We start from the raw sequence: 17014 nt of genomic DNA, 5'->3' as shown, positions 1-17014 counted from the left end.
GTCGCGCCGAAGTCGAAGTGCGCTGAGGGATTCCCGTGGGCTTCGACTTCGCTCCGCCTGAACGGGGGTTTGGGGAATGCCCTCCCCAAATTTCCTTCTGTTCCCCGGCGAAGGCCGGGGCCCAGTTTCGAGCAGGTCGATGGCGCGCTATCCGGCAAGTGGGAGGCAACGACACCCCACCCTCGAAGGCGCCCAGCAACTGGACCCCGGCCTTCGCCGGGGTACGCCTAGTAATTACGCTTCGGTTTCTTCCGAACCCTCGGCGTCTTCACCACCGGCCGGATTCTCGATCCACGCCTCGACCTCGCCGTTCAGCTTCAGGGTCAGCGGGCGACCATGGCGGTCGACCTTCTTGCCCAGCGCGACGCGGATCCAGCCCTCGGAAATGCAATATTCCTCGACGTCGCGGCGCTCATTGCCCTTGAAGCGGATGCCGACCCCACGCGAGAGGAGGTCCTGGTCGAAATAGGGGCTGTCCGGGTTGGTGGACAGGCGATCGGGAACGGTATCGGTCATGGTCCGGCCTTAACCCCGAGTCGGGCGCGCTGCCAAGCAGGGGCCCGAGAAAAAGCGGCGCCGGGATCGCTCCCGACGCCGCCATGGGCTTTAGTTGCAGACCCGGACCGGCACGCTGCGGCCCCAATAGGGATCCCAGCGCCAGTCGTTCCAGCAGCGCGGCGCGTAGCTGCGATACTCATAGGTCACCACCGGCGGCGGGGGCGGCGGCGCATAATAGGGGTCATAGCCCCGGTTATAGTAATAGCCTCGATCGACATAGCGCGGCTGGTTGCTGCTCGCGATTGCCGCACCCACGCCCAGGCCGAGGATGCCACCGATCAGCGCACCCGCGACCGCATCGCCGCCGCGATCGCGGTGGTAATAGCCGCCATAGCCGCCGCCCCAGCCACGGCCCCAACGCTGCGCCTCGGCCGGAGCCGCCGCCGTCAACGCGGTCGCTCCCAAAGCGAGGCCCAGTCCCAGCTTCTTCAACATTCCGTTCATACCGAACCTCCGATACAAATACGCCCGGTCCGCTGATGGCAAAACGCGCACGCGGGGTCCGTGTTGCGGTCCTTGCCACGATCGGGCTGAATGGACGCGGAATAGGGCGTTTACGTGCGGTTCAGGAGAAGGGTGGCGATGGCGCATTGGCTGCTAAAATCGGAACCGGACAGCTATGGCTGGGACGATCTGGTCCGTGACGGCGCGACCGAATGGGACGGGGTGCGCAATGCCGCCGCCGCCGGGCATCTCCGCGCCATGGCGGTCGGCGACCGGGCGCTATTCTACCATAGCGGCAAGGACAAGGCGGCGGTCGGGATCGCAACGATCAGCCGCACCGCGCGGGCGGATGGCGATGATGGCCGCTGGGTTTCGGTACAGGTGTCGCCGGACCGCCCGCTGCCCCGGCCGGTGACGCTGGCCGCGATGAAGGCGGAACCCGCTCTCGCCGCGCTGCCGATGCTGCGCCAGTCGCGGCTGTCCGTCTCGCCAGTGGGCGAGGCGGAATGGGCGGTCCTGATGGCGATGGCGGGCCTGTAACCCTGTCAGCGAAAGACGCGCAGGGTGACGGCCCGCCCGCGCTCAGCGGAAATTGTCGGCGTAGCTTTGCAGCTTCAGCGTCTTTTGCGGCGTCGGCACGACATGGTGGTCGAGCCCCTCGCGCTGGCAATAGGCGATCGCCTCTTCCAGCGTCGCGAAGGTCAGGCGAACCTGCTCCCGCGTGTCGCCGCTGCCGGCCCAGCCGGTCAGGGGATCGGGCTTTTTCGCCTCGACGGGTTCGAATTCGAGTTGCCAGCGATCGGTCCGGTACTTGCCGGATTGCATCGCGTTCTTGGGGCGCTGGAAGATGCGAGCAGTGGCCATAATGTCTGTCCCTTATCGCGAACCGGCGGCTCTTGCATCCGCCTTTTTCGTGCGCAGGGTCGCGGAGGCCGCGGCAGGGTTGTCGGGCCAAGGATGGCGGGGGTAGCGACCGCGCATTTCCTTGGCCACCGCGCTCCAGCTGCCCGCCCAGAAACCGGGCAGGTCGCGAGTCGTCTGGATCGGCCGCCCGGCGGGTGAGGTCAGGCTGAGGACCAACGGCACCCGCTCGGTGCCGATCACCGGATGCTCGGCCAGGCCGAACAGCGCCTGTACGCGCAGCTCGACGCGCGGGCCGCCTTCGGCCGCATAATCAATCGCATGGGTGCTGCCCGCCGGACTGGTGAAATGGGCAGGCGCCATCGAATCGATCCGCTTCTGGTCGTTCCAGTCGATCAGGTTGCGGATCGCCTCGGTCAGCGCGCCGGGCGCGATGGCGTCCAACCGCCTTTTGCCCGCTACCAGCGCGGGCAGCCAGTCGTCTGCCCGCGCGATCAGCGTTTCGTCATCCAACGCCACCCCGGCATAGGCGGCGCGCGCACGATAGGCCCCTGCCCCGTCGCTCCAGGGCAACAGCGACAGGCCGTGCGTCCGCACCCCCTGGACCAAAGCCTCGGCGATGGCTTCGGCAGACGCCCCCGAATCGGGGCCGCTCGACAGGCGAAGCCCGCCCAGCCGCCGTTCGCGCAGCGCCTCAACCCCGCCGGTCGCGGGATTAAAGGTGACGGTGCGCCGCGTCTCGATCCGCTCGGCGAACAGCGCCTCGATGGTCGCGAGGTCGAGCGGGGCGGCGGACAGGATTCGTGCGCCCGATGCCGCACCTTGCGTCTCGCCGACCGCCAGCCATTCCGAACTCGCCAGCCCCGAGGCGGGATCGAGCCGGAAGCCCCTGCCCCCCACGCTCGCCCAATTCTCGCCGGTCGAGTCGCGCCGCCGCGCGACCCGGTCGGGATAGGCCAGCGCCAGACACACACCCGCCGGGTAATCCCAGGCCTCCTGCTCGATCGGCTTGGGGGCGAGGCCCGTCCAACGCTTTGCCATCGCCCTCGCCGCCTCGGCCTTGGGGCCGCGCTCGGTTCGCCAGCGGCGCAGGCGTTGTTCGATATCGACATCCTGGCCACCGATTCCCCGTTCGCCCAGCAGCACCGCGACCTCGGCGGCGGTGGCGGCCAGGCCCCGCTCCCCGCTGCGAATCAGCATATGCGCCAGACGCGGGGCCATGGGGAGGCGCGCAATCGCCTTGCCATGCGCGGTCGGGCGGCCGGTCTCGTCCAGCGCCTCCAGCACGGTCAGCCGGGCGCGCGCTTCGGCGACGGCGGCTTCGGGCGGCGGGTCGAGCCAAGGCAACGCGCGCGGATCGCTCACGCCCCATAATGCCGTGCCGAGCAGCAGCGCCGACAGGTCCGCCTCCAGGATTTCGGGCGGGTCGAAGCGCGGCAGGCCCGCCGTCGCGGCCTCCTCCCACAGGCGATAGGCGACACCGGGCGACTGACGCGCGGCGCGGCCCGCACGCTGGGTGACGGCGGCTTGGCTGGCGCGCTCGGTGACGAGCCGGGTCATGCCCGCCGCGCGGTCATAGCGCGGACGGCGGGCAAGCCCCGAATCGACGACGATCCGCACGCCGTCGAGCGTCAGGCTGGTCTCCGCGATCGAGGTGGCGAGCACGATCCGCCGCCGCCCCTCGGGATCGCGCCGGATCGCCGCGCGCTGCGCCGCCGGGTCGAGCGAACCATGGAGTTCGTGAATGGCGATGGCGGAGGGCAGGTTCGCGAGCCGCTCGGCGGTGCGCGCGATCTCGGCGGTGCCGGGGAGGAAGGCGAGAATATCGCCCTCCGCCTCTTCCTGAAGCGCGCGGCGGATGGCGGCGGCGACCGAATCCTCGATTCGCGCTTCGACCGCGCGACCGAGATGGCGCAGGGTCAGCGGATAGCTGCGCCCCTCGCTCTCAATCACGGGGGCATCACCCATCAGGCTGGAGAAGCGGCGACCGTCGAGCGTCGCCGACATAGCGACCAGCCGGAGGTCGGGCCGCAAGCCTCCTTGCGCATCGAGCGCCAGCGCCAGGCCGAAATCGCCATCGAGACTGCGTTCGTGGACCTCGTCGAACAGCACCGCCGACACGCCCGCCAATTCGGGATCGGCCTGGATGCGGGCGACGAAGATGCCTTCGGTCACGACGGTCACGCGGGTAGTGGCGCTGACCTTCGTATCCATCCGCGTGGCATAGCCGAAGGTGCGGCCGACCGGCTCTTCCGCCAGCGCCGCCATCCGCTCGGCGGCGGCACGCGCGGCGAGGCGGCGTGGGGAGAGGAGCAGGACTTCCCCGGTGCACCAGGGCTCGTCGAGCAAAGCGGGCGCAACGGCGGTGGTCTTGCCCGCGCCGGGGGGCGCGACGAGGACCGCGTTGGGAGCATCGGCGAGCGCGGTCAGCAGTTCGGGCAGGACGGCGGTGACGGGCAGGGTCATCGGCTTGCGATAGGGGGTTTGCAGGGCGGGGTGAAGACATGCGCCGTCCCCACCTCCGTTCAGGCTGAGCGAAGTCGAAGCCCACGCTTTAACATTCGCCCAGCGGACAGGGTTTCCCTTTGCCTTCGACTACGCTCAGGCTGAACGGGGACTGGGGCGTACTCTCAGCAAAGCCGTTCCCCGGCGAAGGCCGGGGCCCAGGCTCCGCCAAGCCGGTGGCGCGCCAGACGCGGCGGGAGAGGCAAACCGCCCCGCGCCTTCGATAATCCACCGCAACTGGGCCCCGGCCTTCGCCGGGGTCAATGGATGGTCAGTAAGCCCGCGCGACCGCGAACTCGACCGCCTCGATCATCGCCGCCTTGGCCGGACCGTCCGCAAAACCCCGGATCGCCTCGATCGCCAGCCCGCCATAGTGCCGCGCACGCGCCATGGTGTCGTCGACCGCCCGGCTCTTGCGAACGAGCGCGATGGCATGGGTGAAGTCCTCGTCCGAGGTCCGACGTCCCTCAACCGCGTCCTTCCAGAAGGTCCGCTCTTCCTCATTGCCGCGCGCATAGGCGAGGATCACCGGCAGGGTCATCTTGCCCTCGCGGAAATCGTCGCCCGCATCCTTGCCCATGGTGCCCGCGTCCGACACATAGTCGATCGCATCGTCGATCAGCTGGAACGCGATGCCCAGGTTCCGGCCATAGGCCTCCAGCGCCAGTTCCTCCGCCTCGGGCCGTTCGGCGATGACGGCGGCGATGCGGCAGGCGGCGGCGAACAGCGCGGCGGTCTTGGCGTCGATGATCGAGAGATAGCGCTCCTCGGGCAGCTCGACCTGCCGCACGGCGGTCAGCTGGTTCACCTCGCCCTCGGCGATCACCGCCGACGCGCCCGACAGGATGCTGAGTACCTTCAGGCTGCCCGCATCGACCATCAGCTGGAAGGAGCGGCTGAACAGGAAGTCGCCGACCAGCACGCTGGCGGGATTGCCCCAGATGATGTTGGCGGTGCGCCGTCCGCGCCGCAGGTCCGACCCGTCCACGACATCGTCGTGCAGCAGCGTGGCGGTATGGATGAACTCGACCGCCGCCGCCAGAACATGGTGGCTGGTGCCCTGATATCCCAGCAGTTGCGCACTGGCGAGCGTCAGCATCGGGCGCATCCGCTTGCCGCCGCCCGAGATCAGGTGGCCGGCAAGTTGCGGGATCAACGGGATTTCCGACCGCATCCGGTCGATGATGACCTGGTTCACGGCGTTCATGTCGTCCGCCACCAGCCGGATCATCGGGTCCAGCGAGGGCGCGGGCTTGGCGAGGCGGGTGGCGGTTACGGTCATGGGCAGGTAAGAGCCTCTGGCGACAACGCTTGCCGAACGCAAGCCTAAGCGCGAAAGGGCGAACGCGAATTCATGTGCGGCGCGGGCCGCCAGAGGGAGATACGCCGACCATGTCCGACACCGTGCTGACGGGCTATCGCCAGTCGATCGACAATATCGACGCCGCGCTGGTCTTCATGCTGGCCGAGCGATTCAAGATCACCCAGGCCGTCGGCCGCTACAAGGCGGAGAACGAACTGCCCCCCGCCGATCCGGGCCGCGAGGAGTCGCAGATCGCCCGGCTGCGGCAACTGGCGAGCGATGCGCAGCTGGACCCGGAATTTTCGGAAAAATTCCTGCGCTTCATCATCGACGAGGTGATCCGTCACCACGAACGCTTGCGCGGCTGATGGCGTTTCTACTCGCGATCGAGGGCGCGGACGGCGCCGGGAAAGCGACCGCGACGGCGGCCGTGACCGAGCGGCTGAACGCCGCCGGGCTGTCCGCCGCCGCCTTGTCCTTCCCTCGTTATGCCGAGACGGTCGGCGGCTGGGCGCTGGGCGAATATCTGGCGGGCCGCCTGCCCCATGCGGCGGCGCCCGAGACGGCGGCGACGCTGTACGCGCTCGACCGATTCGAGTCGCGACCGCACCTGATTGAGCTGGCCGAGCGCCATGACGTCATCGTCTTCGACCGCTATATCGCGTCGAACATGGCCTATCAGGCCGCGCAGGTCCCGCCCGAACAGGCACCCGCGCTGCTGCAATGGATCGAGCAGCTGGAGACGGTCCAGTTCCGCCTGCCAGCCCCCCATCTGTCGGTCTATCTCGACACGCCGCTCGACGTCGCGCGCGACCTGATCGCCCGCAAGCGCAAGCGCAGCTATACCGACGATACGTACGACGCCTATGAGGCGGACCTGGGGCTCCAGGCGCGGGTCCGTGCCAATTACGCCGCGATGGCCGACGGCGCGATGCTGGGCGAATGGACGACCGTGTCGACCGTGGCGCATGGCGAATTGCGCGATCCCGCCGAGATCGCGGACGAGATCACCACGCTGGTGACGCAGCGCCTACGCTAACCGTTCCCCGGAACCTGTTCCCCGGCGAAGGCCGGGGTCCAGTTTCTACCAAGCTGGTGGCGCGCCCGAACGTTGCGTGGGAGGCAAGGCCATCAGGTGCTCGATGGCGCATATAAACTGGACCCCGGCCTTCGCCGGGGAACGAGTCCATTCGACGGGTGCGGTGCGTGCCATCATTCGTCTCACGCGAAGCCGCGATGGCGCGAAGAGAAGAAAATGGTTCGCGCGGAGGCGCGGAGAACGCGGAGGTGTCATACCCGGCGGATCGCGCAGCCCTTCTTCACACAGGAAGAATAGAGAATTGCGCGACCGCGCGCCATTCACCTCTGCGTCCTCCGCGCCTCTGCGCGAACGTAAAAATCTTCGCGCCTCCGCGCGAACCAAAAAAGCCCCTCAATTCGACGCGCGGATCGTCCCCGCCAGCGGCGCGAAGCGGGCGACCTGTTGGCCGACCAGCCGCAACTGCCCCTCGACCGCCGGGTCGCTGATCCGCCCCTCTTCGTCGAAGCGCGTCTGCTGCGTATTCACCGCCGCCGCAAAGGGCGTGGGCCAGCCGCGTAGCGCATGGACGATCGACCGCAGCGCCGCGATGGTCGAGCCCGTCGCCTGCCAGCCATAGGCGGTGGCGATCAGTCCCACGGGCAGATCGGCGAAATAGGGCCGGTCGTCCTTCGCCGTTTCCTCCAGCAGGTCGAGCGCGTTCTTCACCAACCCCGAGATGCTGCCATGATAGCCGGGGCTGGCGATGATGATCGCCGAGGCCTGTCGCACCGTATCGACGAACACCTGTTCCGCCTCGGTCCGCTCCCCGGCGCGGGGGTTGTAGAGCGGCAGGTGCGCCAGATCCTCGCCGCCGAAGACATGGGTGCGGAACCCCTCCTCCGTCGCCGCGGTCATCGCGGTCCGAAGCGCGCGCTCGGTCGAGGAGACGCTGCCGATCGTGCCGCCGATGCCGACGACGAGCGGGGAGGAGTTTTGGGCCATGCCGAGCCTTTCACCCCGGACAGCGCGGCGGAGCAAGCGCTAAGTTTGCCATGGACGGGGCGGTTGCAAGGATGCGGGCAAGGGCGGCGTTCCGTCCTACGCCCACTGCCCCGTCGCAATGTGCTGACCCTGTTCGCCAATATCGAGCGGCTGGACGGCCGGGCCGCCGATTCGCCGCTGATCCGCGAGCGGAGCCAGCGGATGCAGGTTAGGCCGGGCCTGGGTTACGGATTTCGCGGCGGACTCCGATCCGGAACGGCAGGCGGCGACGCGCTGATCGGGCCAAGCCAGTAGACGCCGTCATAGTCCGGGTCGGGCTGCTGCCCCGGCAAGCCCCCCAGGGCGATGAAGGGCGTCGGCTTCAGGTCGGCATCGGCCGTCGCCGGATGAGCGCCACATGCGATGTCGGCATTGGTGATCGGCACGCCGGGCTTTCGAACCACGTCCGGCTTCAGTCCGCAGTTCCAGATCGTTCCCGCCGCCGATTTCATGTTCAGGGAAACGACGCTCTCCGACTTGCCGAGTTGCATCGCCATCGGCTCGAACGGCACGGGCGTGTAGGTCACGGGGCTTTTGCGGGCATGGGCATTCCCGACCAGTATCAGGACATGATCGTAAGGGCGTCGGACAGCGGCCTCCCGGATATTCTCGGCCTGGGCGGCGTCGTGCGGCCCCTGCCCCGCCAGGCTGGCGAATCGACGCTGCTGGGCCTCGTCCCTCACGCCGCTGAATGCCACGATGTCGATCCGATACCCCGCCCGCGCCAGCCGGTGAAGCCGCACCAGCATCGCCAACATCGCCTCGCTGCCGACGCCATCGTCACGCCCGGCCCATCCCGCCTTGGTCAAGGCCGGCACGAAATCGGCGTCCGGCAAGGCCCAGGCCTTTTGGAAATCCCCATTGACGGTGGAAAAATGCTCGACGGCCACCAGCAGCCGCTCGCCCCTGGCCGCCAGGGCACAGGCGACATCGCCGAAAAATCGGGGAGATTGCTGCGTGCCGTGCATTTCGCCGAACACCACGAAGCGCGCGCCGCGCGCCGCCACCTGATCCCATCCCGGCGGCAACCGGCAGCGGGCGGCACCCGACAAGGACGAGGTTCCCCTGGCATCGGCGGCGCCGGCGGCCAGCAACACCCCGAGCGCCAGCAGCATCCGACCTTTACGCATACGCCTCCGTCCTTGCTCCAGCGCAAGTCTGACAGGTCCGCGACGCGGTGCAAGCCGTGATCGCCGCCACAATTTGTCGCGCTTTCGGGGCTGGCGCGCCTTCCCGAGAGGGTTAGAAGGGACCGCAAAACACAATAAGAGGACCGGACGGGGCATGACCAAACACCTTCCCTGGATCGCGCTGGCGATCGTCGGCGCAGGCGCGCTGGGCGTCGTCGCGACCGTGCGGGGCGAGTCCGTCAATGCGCTGTGGATCGTGGCCGCCGCCGTCTCGGTCTATCTGATCGCTTATCGTTATTATGCGCTGTTCATCGCCAGGGTGATCGGCATCGACCCCGGCCGCCCCACCCCGGCCATTCGCCGCGCCGACGGGCTGGACTATGTCGCGACCGACCGGACGGTGCTGTTCGGCCACCATTTCGCGGCCATCGCGGGCGCGGGTCCGCTGGTCGGGCCGGTGCTGGCGGCGCAGATGGGCTATCTGCCCGGAACGCTGTGGATTTTGGCGGGCGTCGTGCTGGCGGGGGCGGTGCAGGATTTCCTGGTCCTGTTCCTGTCGATGCGGCGTGACGGGCGGTCACTGGGCGAGCTGATCCGTATGGAGATGGGCCCCGTGGCGGGCACCATCGCGCTGTTCGGCGCCTTCATGATCATGGTCATCATCCTGGCCGTCCTCGCGCTGATCGTCGTGCGGGCGCTGGCGGAGAGCCCCTGGGGCCTGTTCACCGTGGCGGCCACCGTGCCGCTCGCGATGCTGATGGGCGGCTATACCCGCTGGGTGAGGCCGGGGAAGATCGGCGAGGTATCGATCATCGGCTTCATCGGCCTGATCCTGGCGATCGTCTATGGCCAGTCGATCGCGGAATCGGCCGTCCTCGCGCCGCTCTTCACCTTCACGCCGGTCCAGCTCTGCTTCCTGCTGATCGGATACGGCGCGGTCGCCTCGGTCCTGCCGGTGTGGCTGCTGCTGGCGCCGCGCGACTATCTGTCGACCTTCCTCAAGATCGGCGCGATCGTGGCGCTGGCCATCGGCATCGTCATCATGGCGCCGCCGCTGAAGATGCCTGCCCTGAACAAATTCATCGACGGCAGCGGGCCGGTCTGGGCGGGGCCGCTCTTTCCCTTCCTGTTCATCACCATCGCGTGCGGTGCTGTGTCGGGTTTCCACGCGCTGATCGCCAGCGGTACCACCCCCAAGCTCATCGCCAGCGAGAAGGACGCGCCCTTTATCGGCTATGGCGCGATGCTGATGGAAAGCGCGGTGGCGATCATGGCTTTGGTCGCCGCCTCGATCCTCGACCCCGGCATCTATTTCGCGATGAACGCGCCCGCCGCCGTGCTGGGCACCGACCCGGCCAGTGCCGCCGCCGCCGTGACCGCGATGGGCTTCCCCATCTCGGCCGACACGCTGGTGCAGGTCGCGCGCGACGTGGGCGAGCATACGATCATTTCCCGCGCGGGCGGTGCCCCGACGCTGGCGGTGGCGATGGCGGAAATCTTCAGCCACCTGTTCGGCGGACAGGCGATGAAGGCCTTCTGGTATCACTTCGCGATCCTGTTCGAGGCGCTGTTCATCCTGACCGCCGTCGATGCGGGCACGCGGGCGGGCCGCTTCATGCTGCAGGACCTGATCGGCCTTGTCGTCCCCAGCTTCCGGGGATCGAGCAAGGTCGCGCCGGGCCTGATCGCGACGGCGCTTTGCGTCGCGGCCTGGGGCTTCTTCCTCTATCAGGGCGTCACCGATCCGCTGGGCGGGGTGAACACCCTGTGGCCGCTGTTCGGCATCTCCAACCAGATGCTTGCCGCCGTGGCGCTGATGCTGTCCACCGTGGTGCTGTTCCGGATGAAGAAGGATCGCTTTGCCTGGATCACGGTGATCCCGACCCTCTGGCTGCTCGCCTGTACGCTGACCGCCGGGTGGATGAAGATCTTCTCCGCCGATCCGCGCGTCGGCTTCCTGGCCCATGCCGACAAGTTCGCCAGCGCGGCGGCATCGGGCAAGGTCCTGCCCCCCGCCAAGACCATGGCGGATATGGGCCGGATCATCTTCAACGACCGGATCGACGCAGGGCTGTGCGCGATCTTCCTGGGCGTGGTGCTGGCGATCCTGGTCTATGCGGTGCGCACCTGCCTGATCGCGCGCCGGATCGACCGGCCGAGCGTGACCGAAGTCCCGCCCGAAATGGTGGCGGCCGAATGAGCTGGCTCGCCCGCCTGCGCCAGATCGGCAACGCCATGGTCGGGATGCCCAGCTATGACGCCTATGTGGCGCATATGGCGGCCAGGCATCCCGACCGTGAGCCGATGGATGAGGTGACGTTCTTCCGCGAGCGGCAGCAGGCGCGCTATGAGGGCAAGAATGGCGGGCGTTGCTGTTGATCGTTCACGCGAAGCCGCGAGGACGCGAAGAAGGTTGGTTCGCGTGGAGGCGCGGAGGGAATAATGCCCCCCTCCGTTCAGCCTGAGCATAGTCGAAGGCCACGGGATAACGTCCGCCACGGATAGGCCTTGGCGGCTCAAGCCTGCGGCTTCGAGACCTTTGGGGTGATGTCTCCCCTTGGCCTTCGACTACGCTCAGGCTGAACGGACGGGGGAATGGAGGTCTTTCCCCCTCTGCGTCCTCCGCGCCTCTGCGCGAACAACAAATCTCCGCGTCTCCGCGCGAACCAAAACCCTTCGCGCCATCGCGGCTTCGCGCGAACCATAAACCCCCACCCGCCCCAACCCTTGCCTTTTCCCCGAGCCACAGCTACATCGCATCCCCATCCGAACAGCGCGGACGGACCTTTCGTTGCAGGCCCCTTGGGGCAGGCGACGGCGGACCTATGCCTCGCTGACAGTAATTTCAACGCAGGTGCGGGAACGGCACGAGTGGCGAAGACGACCCCCATCGAATTCATCAACCAGGTCAAGACCGAGACCAAGAAGGTCGTCTGGCCGACGCGGCGCGAAACGGTGATGACCGGCGTGATGGTCGTGGTGATGACCACGATCCTCGCCATCTTCTTCCTGGCGGTCGACTCGTTCTTCGAGACGCTGGTCCGCACCCTGCTGTCGTTCGCGAAGTAAAAGGTTTTCCATGGCGCGCTGGTACATCATCCACGCTTATTCCGGTTTCGAGGGCAAGGTCCGCGACTCGATCATGGCCGAGGCGACCCGTCTGGGCCTCGACCATCTGGTCGACCAGATCGAGGTGCCGACCGAAACCGTGACCGAGGCCCGCCGCGGCAAGAAGATCGCGGTCGAGCGCAAGTTCATGCCCGGTTACGTGCTGGCCAAGCTCGACATGACCGACCAGGTCTATCACCTCGTCAAGAACACGCCGAAGGTGACCGGCTTCCTGGGCGCGATGGGCAAGCCGCAGGCGATCAGCGAAGGCGAAGCCACGCGGATGCTGAATTCCAAGGAAGAGGCCGCCGCCGCCCCGAAGCACAAGGTCAAGGTCGACTACGAGATCGGCGACGCGGTCAAGGTGCTGGAAGGCCCCTTCGCCAGCTTCAACGGCGTGGTCGAGGAACTGGATTTCGACAAGTCCAAGGTCAAGGTGTCGGTGTCGATCTTCGGCCGCGCGACCCCGGTGGAACTGGACTTCGAGCAGGTCGAACGCTCGAAGTAAGTTCGGGCCGTCCGACGAAACAGGGGCCGGGGCGGCAACGCCACCGGCCCTTTTCGTATCTGGCGCCCATTCCCCGCCCCTCACAAACCTCCGTTCAGGCTGAGCGAAGTCGAAGCCCACGCCCCGCCCCTTCGGCAGACGGAATCCCGTGCACTTCGACTTCGCTCAGTGCGAACGGAGGGCGGGCCAGAGTCGCCTTGCCTTTTCTACCACTTTTCCCTATGAGCCCGCGCTTCCCTAGCATCATGCGACGGAACCCTTGCGGGAGGGTGCGCTGGCGTTCGCCTTCGTGCCCGTCACGACCGCTAGACTCGAAAAGAGAGTGACATGGCAAAGAAGATTACCGGCTATATCAAGCTGCAGGTCCCTGCAGGCGCCGCCAACCCCTCGCCGCCGATCGGCCCGGCGCTGGGTCAGCGCGGTGTGAACATCATGGAATTCTGCAAGGCGTTCAACGCGCAGACCGGCGAAGTCGAGAAGGGCACCCCGCTGCCCACCGTCATCACCGTCTATGCCGACCGTTCGTTCTCGTTCGAGACGAAGACCGCGCCTGCGACCTACCTCATCAAGAAGGCGGCCAACCTGAAGTCGGGCTCGAAGGAGCCGGGCAAGGTGTCGGCGGGCAAGATCGCGCGCTCGAAGCTCGCGGAAATCGCCCAGGTCAAGATGAAGGACCTGAACGCCAACGATATCGAGGCTGCGACCAAGATCATCGAAGGCTCCGCCCGCGCGATGGGCCTCGAAGTGGTGGAGGGCTAAGATCATGGCGAAGCTGACCAAGAAGCAGAAGGCCGTCCAGATCGACGCCGAGAAGCTGCACGGCATCGACGAAGCGATCTCGCTGGCGCGCACCAACGCGACCTCGAAGTTCGACGAGACGATCGAAGTCGCCGTCAACCTGGGCGTTGACCCGCGTCACGCCGACCAGATGGTGCGCGGCGTCGTCACCCTGCCCAAGGGCACCGGCAAGACCGTTCGCGTCGGCGTGTTCGCCAAGGGCGTGAAGGCCGACGAAGCACGCGCCGCCGGTGCGGACGTCGTAGGCGCCGAAGACCTGATGGAAACCATCCAGGGCGGCACCATCGACTTCGATCGCTGCATCGCGACCCCGGACATGATGGGCGTCGTCGGCCGCCTCGGTAAGGTGCTGGGCCCCAAGGGCCTGATGCCGAACCCGAAGCTGGGCACCGTGACCATGAACGTCGCCGAAGCCGTCAAGGCGGCCAAGGGCGGCCAGGTCGAGTACCGCGTCGAAAAGGCCGGCATCATCCACTCGGGCATCGGCAAGGCGTCGTTCCCGGCGGAGGACCTGCGCGCCAACTTCGACGCGCTGGTCGACGCTCTCATCAAGGCCAAGCCGTCGGGCGCGAAGGGCAAGTATGTCCGCAAGGTCGCCGTCTCGTCGACGATGGGCCGCGGCATCAAGGTGAACGTCTCGGAAATCCCGGGCGCGTAATCCACGCCGCCAGCTCAGGCTGACAGGATCAGGGGGTCGGGACTTCGGTTCCGGCCCCCTTTTTCGTGACGTCTTCCGTCGAGGCGCCCCCCCAAGCCAAGCTTGGAGAGGAATGGACCTCCCAAATCCTCCCCATCTCCGATGGGGAGGAGGACCGCGCCCGCAGGGCGGGGTGGAGGGGCATGGCCCCAGATTCACACCTGCGCGACGCTCCCCGCGACCAGGCCCGGCCCCGACAGGACCAGCGGCACGCCGATCGCTTCACGCGCACCGGCCGGAAGCGTGATCTCCAACGCCGTGTCCGTGCGGCGGAAGGGCAGCGGAGTCGAGTCGCCGAACAGAGTCACCCGCACCACCTGCCCCCGCCCGATCATGTTGCCATTGGCGAACAAGGTCAGCCGCGCCACACCGTCCTCGGGCCAGCCGAGCATCAGCGCATGGACATCCTCGCCCTTGCGGACATAGCGTATGTCCTTGGCGGTATATTTCGAATCCTGCGTTTCGCTGAACATGCCGCCGCTCGCCGCGCCCGGCCCTTCCCCGTGCACGCGCCACGGCCGTGTGCCATAGATGGCGTTGCCATAACGGCCCATCCAGGCGGCGATCGCCTCGACGATGCGCTCCTCCTTCTCGTCGATCGTGCCGTCGCCGCGCATCGGCACGTTGAGCAGGAGGTTGCCGTTCTTCGACACCACGTCGCACAGCGTGTGGATCACCGTCGCCGCGCTCTTATAGCCGTCCCGCTCGTACAGGGCGCGGTCGTAATGCCAGTTGCCCAGGCAGGTATCGGTCTGCCACGGATAGGTCTCGATATAGGTCTTGCCGCCGCGCTCGACATCGTCGACCAGCGCCATGCGGCGCTGCGCCGGGGTGGTCTTGACGTTCAGCACCGCCTCCAACCGCCCGCCATGCCAGCGGCGATTGGCATTGTAATAATAGGCCGCCATTTCGAGGCCGAGTTCTTCCATCGGCAGGTCGAAATCGTCGAAATACAGAAGGTCGGGCTGATAATTGTCGATCAGCGCGCGGCACCGGCGCACCCAGGCGGCGGCCAGATCGGGGCGGCCGATCGGCTTGCCCTCGTTCCAGAGGTTGTCGGTCCGCTCGTGCCAGCCATCCGCCTCCGTCCGGTCGACATAGCCATCGGGCATCCGCATGATCGGCCCGTTATAGAGTTGCTGCGGGTCGAGCCCGTCCCACCAGGTGCCCCGCCCGTCCGCCTTGGTGCGCCAGTCCGCGTCATAGCGCTTACCCTGCAGCGGTCCCTCGGCGTCATAGCCATAAGCGGGCTGATACCAGTGCCAGCTATGCGCGCTGTGATTGGACACGCCAAACCGCAGCCCTCGCGCCTTGGCCAGCTTCGCCCAGGTGCCGATAATGTCGCGCTTGGGCCCGACCCGCGTCGTGTTCCAGGGGTGCGGCGACGCGAAGGTATCGAGATTGTCGTGGTGATTGGCGAGTGCGACGAAATATTTGGCGCCGGCACGCTGATAAAGATCGAGCTGCCGCTCCGGATCCCATTTCTCGGCCTTCCACTGGCCGATGATGTCGAGAAAGCCGACCTTGCTGGGATGCCCATATTTCCGGACATGCGCATTATAGGCGCGCGAACCCTGCAGATACATGTTGCGGGCGTACCAATCGCCTTCCTCCGGCACGCATTGCGGGCCCCAATGCGCCCACATGCCGAACTTGGCATCGCGGTACCAATCGGGTGCGCGATACCCTTCCGCCAGCGATGTCCAGCTGGGCGCGAAGGGTTTGTCCCCCGCCGGCGCCGTTGCAGCGGAGGCCGGTCCTCCCAATGCGGTCGATGCGCCCGCCACCCCGACCGCACCTAGCAGATCACGCCGATTGACCTTCATCTCCGCACTCCCGCGCCTGCCGCCGATCGGCCATTCATGTCCGACATAAACTGTCACCTACCCCCGGCGCTGACAAGGGTTTTTACAAATGAGATCGAAAGAGCGCCGATGATAGAGAACGCAAAGATTCGCGACAGGCCACCTGACATATAACTAATATTGGTCAGTCCAATAGTGCAAAATCGCTTTACGGCAGATCCGCATCGCGCGGCGGGATCGCGCCGGCGCGCATCACCGTCCACCCGGCCAGCCGATGGCCCCGCACCGCCGCCTCCGCAGGCGCCAGCCCGTCGAGACGCGCACCCAGATAGCCCGCGTTGAAGGCATCGCCCGCCCCGCTGGTATCGCGCGGCTTCAGGCGTTCGGGCGGGGGCACGATGCCGACCCCGCTCAACAGGCAACCCTCCGCGCCCAGCTTCACCACGACCTCGCCTGCGCCCAGGCCCAGCCAACGGGCCTGGACCTCTTCGGCCGACGTCGCGCCGACCAGCATCGCCTCATCCTCCAGCGTGGGCAGGCCGATGTCGCAGGCCGCGATGGCGCGGGCGCACAGGTCGCGCGCCAGCTGCTGATCGGCGAACAGGCGGGGACGGTAATTGCCGTCGAACGCCACCCGGCCACCCCGCGCCCGGACCCGCTGCGCCAGCGCGAAGAGATGCTCGCGGCTGTCCTCGTCCAGGATAGCCAGCGTAATCAGTGAGAAGAGCAGCAGATCGGCCTGCTCCGCCTGCGCCATGACCGCCTCGGCCCCGGGCAGCGACAGGGTACGCCGCGCCGCACTCTCCCCGCGCCAATAGGCGAAGCTGCGCTCGCCCGCCGCGTCGGTGGTGATCGCATACAGGCCCGGCATACGGGTCGGGTCGCGCTGCACCAGCGTGGTGTCGATCCCCTCCGCCGACCAGTCGGTCAGCAACGTCGCACTGAACGGATCATCGCCCAGCGCGGTGACATAGGCGACACTGCGATCCATCCGTGCCAGGTGGATCGCGGTATTCAACGTATCGCCGCCATGACCCAGCCGCCACAACCCGCCCTCGGCGCGCGACAACTCGATCATCCCTTCCCCGACGACGACAATCCGCATGGCATTTCTCTCCTGATCTTATGACGGTCCGCCACTCGAGCCATAGTGGCAAGGCCAAAATTTGTAACTGGTCAATCCGAATGCGCGATGCTACCGCTCTTGGTCAGCAAATAGGATATGGGACGAGGGT

The 17014-nt window shown here is 67.1% G+C and carries 18 protein-coding genes; 9 read left to right on the top strand and 9 right to left on the bottom strand.

Annotation, left to right across the window (positions count from 1 at the left end; translation table 11 throughout):
* Nucleotides 1-234 precede the first annotated feature (234 nt).
* Nucleotides 235-516, bottom strand: coding sequence for a DUF3297 family protein (locus QZ546_RS02085; protein ID WP_294233953.1), 282 nt, complete (start codon nucleotides 514-516; stop codon nucleotides 235-237).
* A 90-nt stretch (nucleotides 517-606) separates the two neighbouring features.
* A complete protein-coding gene (locus QZ546_RS02080) occupies nucleotides 607-1002 on the bottom strand; it encodes a hypothetical protein (RefSeq protein ID WP_294233950.1) in 396 nt (131 codons plus the stop codon).
* A gap of 138 nt (nucleotides 1003-1140) precedes the next feature.
* Here QZ546_RS02080 and QZ546_RS02075 point away from each other — a divergent pair, with 138 nt between their 5' ends.
* Entirely contained in the window at nucleotides 1141-1542 is a 402-nt protein-coding gene (locus QZ546_RS02075; protein WP_294233948.1) for an EVE domain-containing protein, read from the top strand.
* A gap of 42 nt (nucleotides 1543-1584) precedes the next feature.
* Here the strand turns inward: QZ546_RS02075 and QZ546_RS02070 are convergent, their stop codons facing one another.
* From QZ546_RS02070 to QZ546_RS02060, 3 genes are all read right to left on the bottom strand, one after another.
* Complete coding sequence (locus tag QZ546_RS02070) at nucleotides 1585-1866, bottom strand: ETC complex I subunit (RefSeq protein WP_294233945.1); 282 nt, start codon at nucleotides 1864-1866, stop codon at nucleotides 1585-1587.
* A 12-nt stretch (nucleotides 1867-1878) separates the two neighbouring features.
* Nucleotides 1879-4329: an ATP-dependent helicase HrpB gene (hrpB, locus tag QZ546_RS02065; RefSeq protein ID WP_294233942.1), complete on the bottom strand. Its 2451-nt coding sequence runs from the start codon at nucleotides 4327-4329 to the stop codon at nucleotides 1879-1881.
* Between the two features lie 310 nt (nucleotides 4330-4639).
* Nucleotides 4640-5650, bottom strand: a complete 1011-nt coding sequence (locus tag QZ546_RS02060; RefSeq protein WP_294233939.1) for a polyprenyl synthetase family protein — start codon at nucleotides 5648-5650, stop codon at nucleotides 4640-4642.
* 110 nt (nucleotides 5651-5760) lie between these two features.
* Here QZ546_RS02060 and QZ546_RS02055 point away from each other — a divergent pair, with 110 nt between their 5' ends.
* Nucleotides 5761-6039 (top strand): chorismate mutase, encoded by a 279-nt coding sequence (locus QZ546_RS02055; RefSeq protein ID WP_056433511.1) that lies wholly within the window; start codon nucleotides 5761-5763, stop codon nucleotides 6037-6039.
* Nucleotides 6039-6710, top strand: coding sequence for a thymidylate kinase (locus QZ546_RS02050; protein WP_294233933.1), 672 nt, complete (start codon nucleotides 6039-6041; stop codon nucleotides 6708-6710). The genes QZ546_RS02055 and QZ546_RS02050 overlap by 1 nt, the downstream gene beginning before the upstream one ends.
* Nucleotides 6711-7103: 393 nt before the next feature.
* On the opposite strand, the gene QZ546_RS02045 is transcribed toward QZ546_RS02050, so the two are convergent.
* Together QZ546_RS02045 and QZ546_RS02040 are read right to left on the bottom strand one after the other, a co-directional pair.
* Entirely contained in the window at nucleotides 7104-7694 is a 591-nt protein-coding gene (locus tag QZ546_RS02045; protein WP_294233929.1) for an NADPH-dependent FMN reductase, read from the bottom strand.
* Nucleotides 7695-7918: 224 nt separating this feature from the next.
* Nucleotides 7919-8863 carry a hypothetical protein gene (locus QZ546_RS02040; RefSeq protein WP_294233926.1) on the bottom strand — a complete coding sequence of 315 codons (945 nt, stop codon included), beginning with the start codon at nucleotides 8861-8863 and terminating at the stop codon, nucleotides 7919-7921.
* A gap of 154 nt (nucleotides 8864-9017) precedes the next feature.
* On the opposite strand from QZ546_RS02040, the gene QZ546_RS02035 reads away from it, so the two are divergent.
* The 6 genes from QZ546_RS02035 (at nucleotide 9018) to rplA (ending at nucleotide 13935) form a co-directional block, all read left to right on the top strand.
* Entirely contained in the window at nucleotides 9018-11063 is a 2046-nt protein-coding gene (locus tag QZ546_RS02035) for a carbon starvation CstA family protein (RefSeq protein ID WP_294233923.1), read from the top strand.
* Nucleotides 11060-11242 carry a YbdD/YjiX family protein gene (locus QZ546_RS02030; protein WP_294233920.1) on the top strand — a complete coding sequence of 61 codons (183 nt, stop codon included), beginning with the start codon at nucleotides 11060-11062 and terminating at the stop codon, nucleotides 11240-11242. The genes QZ546_RS02035 and QZ546_RS02030 overlap by 4 nt, the downstream gene beginning before the upstream one ends.
* Nucleotides 11243-11734: 492 nt before the next feature.
* Nucleotides 11735-11932 carry a preprotein translocase subunit SecE gene (gene secE, locus QZ546_RS02025; RefSeq protein WP_294233918.1) on the top strand — a complete coding sequence of 66 codons (198 nt, stop codon included), beginning with the start codon at nucleotides 11735-11737 and terminating at the stop codon, nucleotides 11930-11932.
* A 10-nt stretch (nucleotides 11933-11942) separates the two neighbouring features.
* A complete protein-coding gene (nusG, locus tag QZ546_RS02020) occupies nucleotides 11943-12479 on the top strand; it encodes a transcription termination/antitermination protein NusG (RefSeq protein WP_261268998.1) in 537 nt (178 codons plus the stop codon).
* A gap of 327 nt (nucleotides 12480-12806) precedes the next feature.
* Nucleotides 12807-13238, top strand: a complete 432-nt coding sequence (gene rplK / locus QZ546_RS02015; RefSeq protein WP_007407063.1) for a 50S ribosomal protein L11 — start codon at nucleotides 12807-12809, stop codon at nucleotides 13236-13238.
* 4 nt (nucleotides 13239-13242) lie between these two features.
* On the top strand, nucleotides 13243-13935 hold the full coding sequence (gene rplA / locus QZ546_RS02010; RefSeq protein ID WP_294233905.1) for a 50S ribosomal protein L1: 693 nt from the start codon (nucleotides 13243-13245) through the stop codon (nucleotides 13933-13935).
* A 194-nt stretch (nucleotides 13936-14129) separates the two neighbouring features.
* On the opposite strand, the gene QZ546_RS02005 is transcribed toward rplA, so the two are convergent.
* Both QZ546_RS02005 and QZ546_RS02000 read right to left on the bottom strand, forming a co-directional pair.
* Complete coding sequence (locus QZ546_RS02005; RefSeq protein ID WP_294233902.1) at nucleotides 14130-15800, bottom strand: alpha-L-fucosidase; 1671 nt, start codon at nucleotides 15798-15800, stop codon at nucleotides 14130-14132.
* A 187-nt stretch (nucleotides 15801-15987) separates the two neighbouring features.
* Nucleotides 15988-16884: a sugar kinase gene (locus tag QZ546_RS02000; protein ID WP_294233899.1), complete on the bottom strand. Its 897-nt coding sequence runs from the start codon at nucleotides 16882-16884 to the stop codon at nucleotides 15988-15990.
* Nucleotides 16885-17014: the final 130 nt, after the last annotated feature.

Source organism: uncultured Sphingomonas sp., from assembly GCF_913062585.1.
GTDB lineage: Bacteria > Pseudomonadota > Alphaproteobacteria > Sphingomonadales > Sphingomonadaceae > Sphingomonas.
This window is presented reverse-complemented; position numbering and strand designations above follow the sequence as displayed.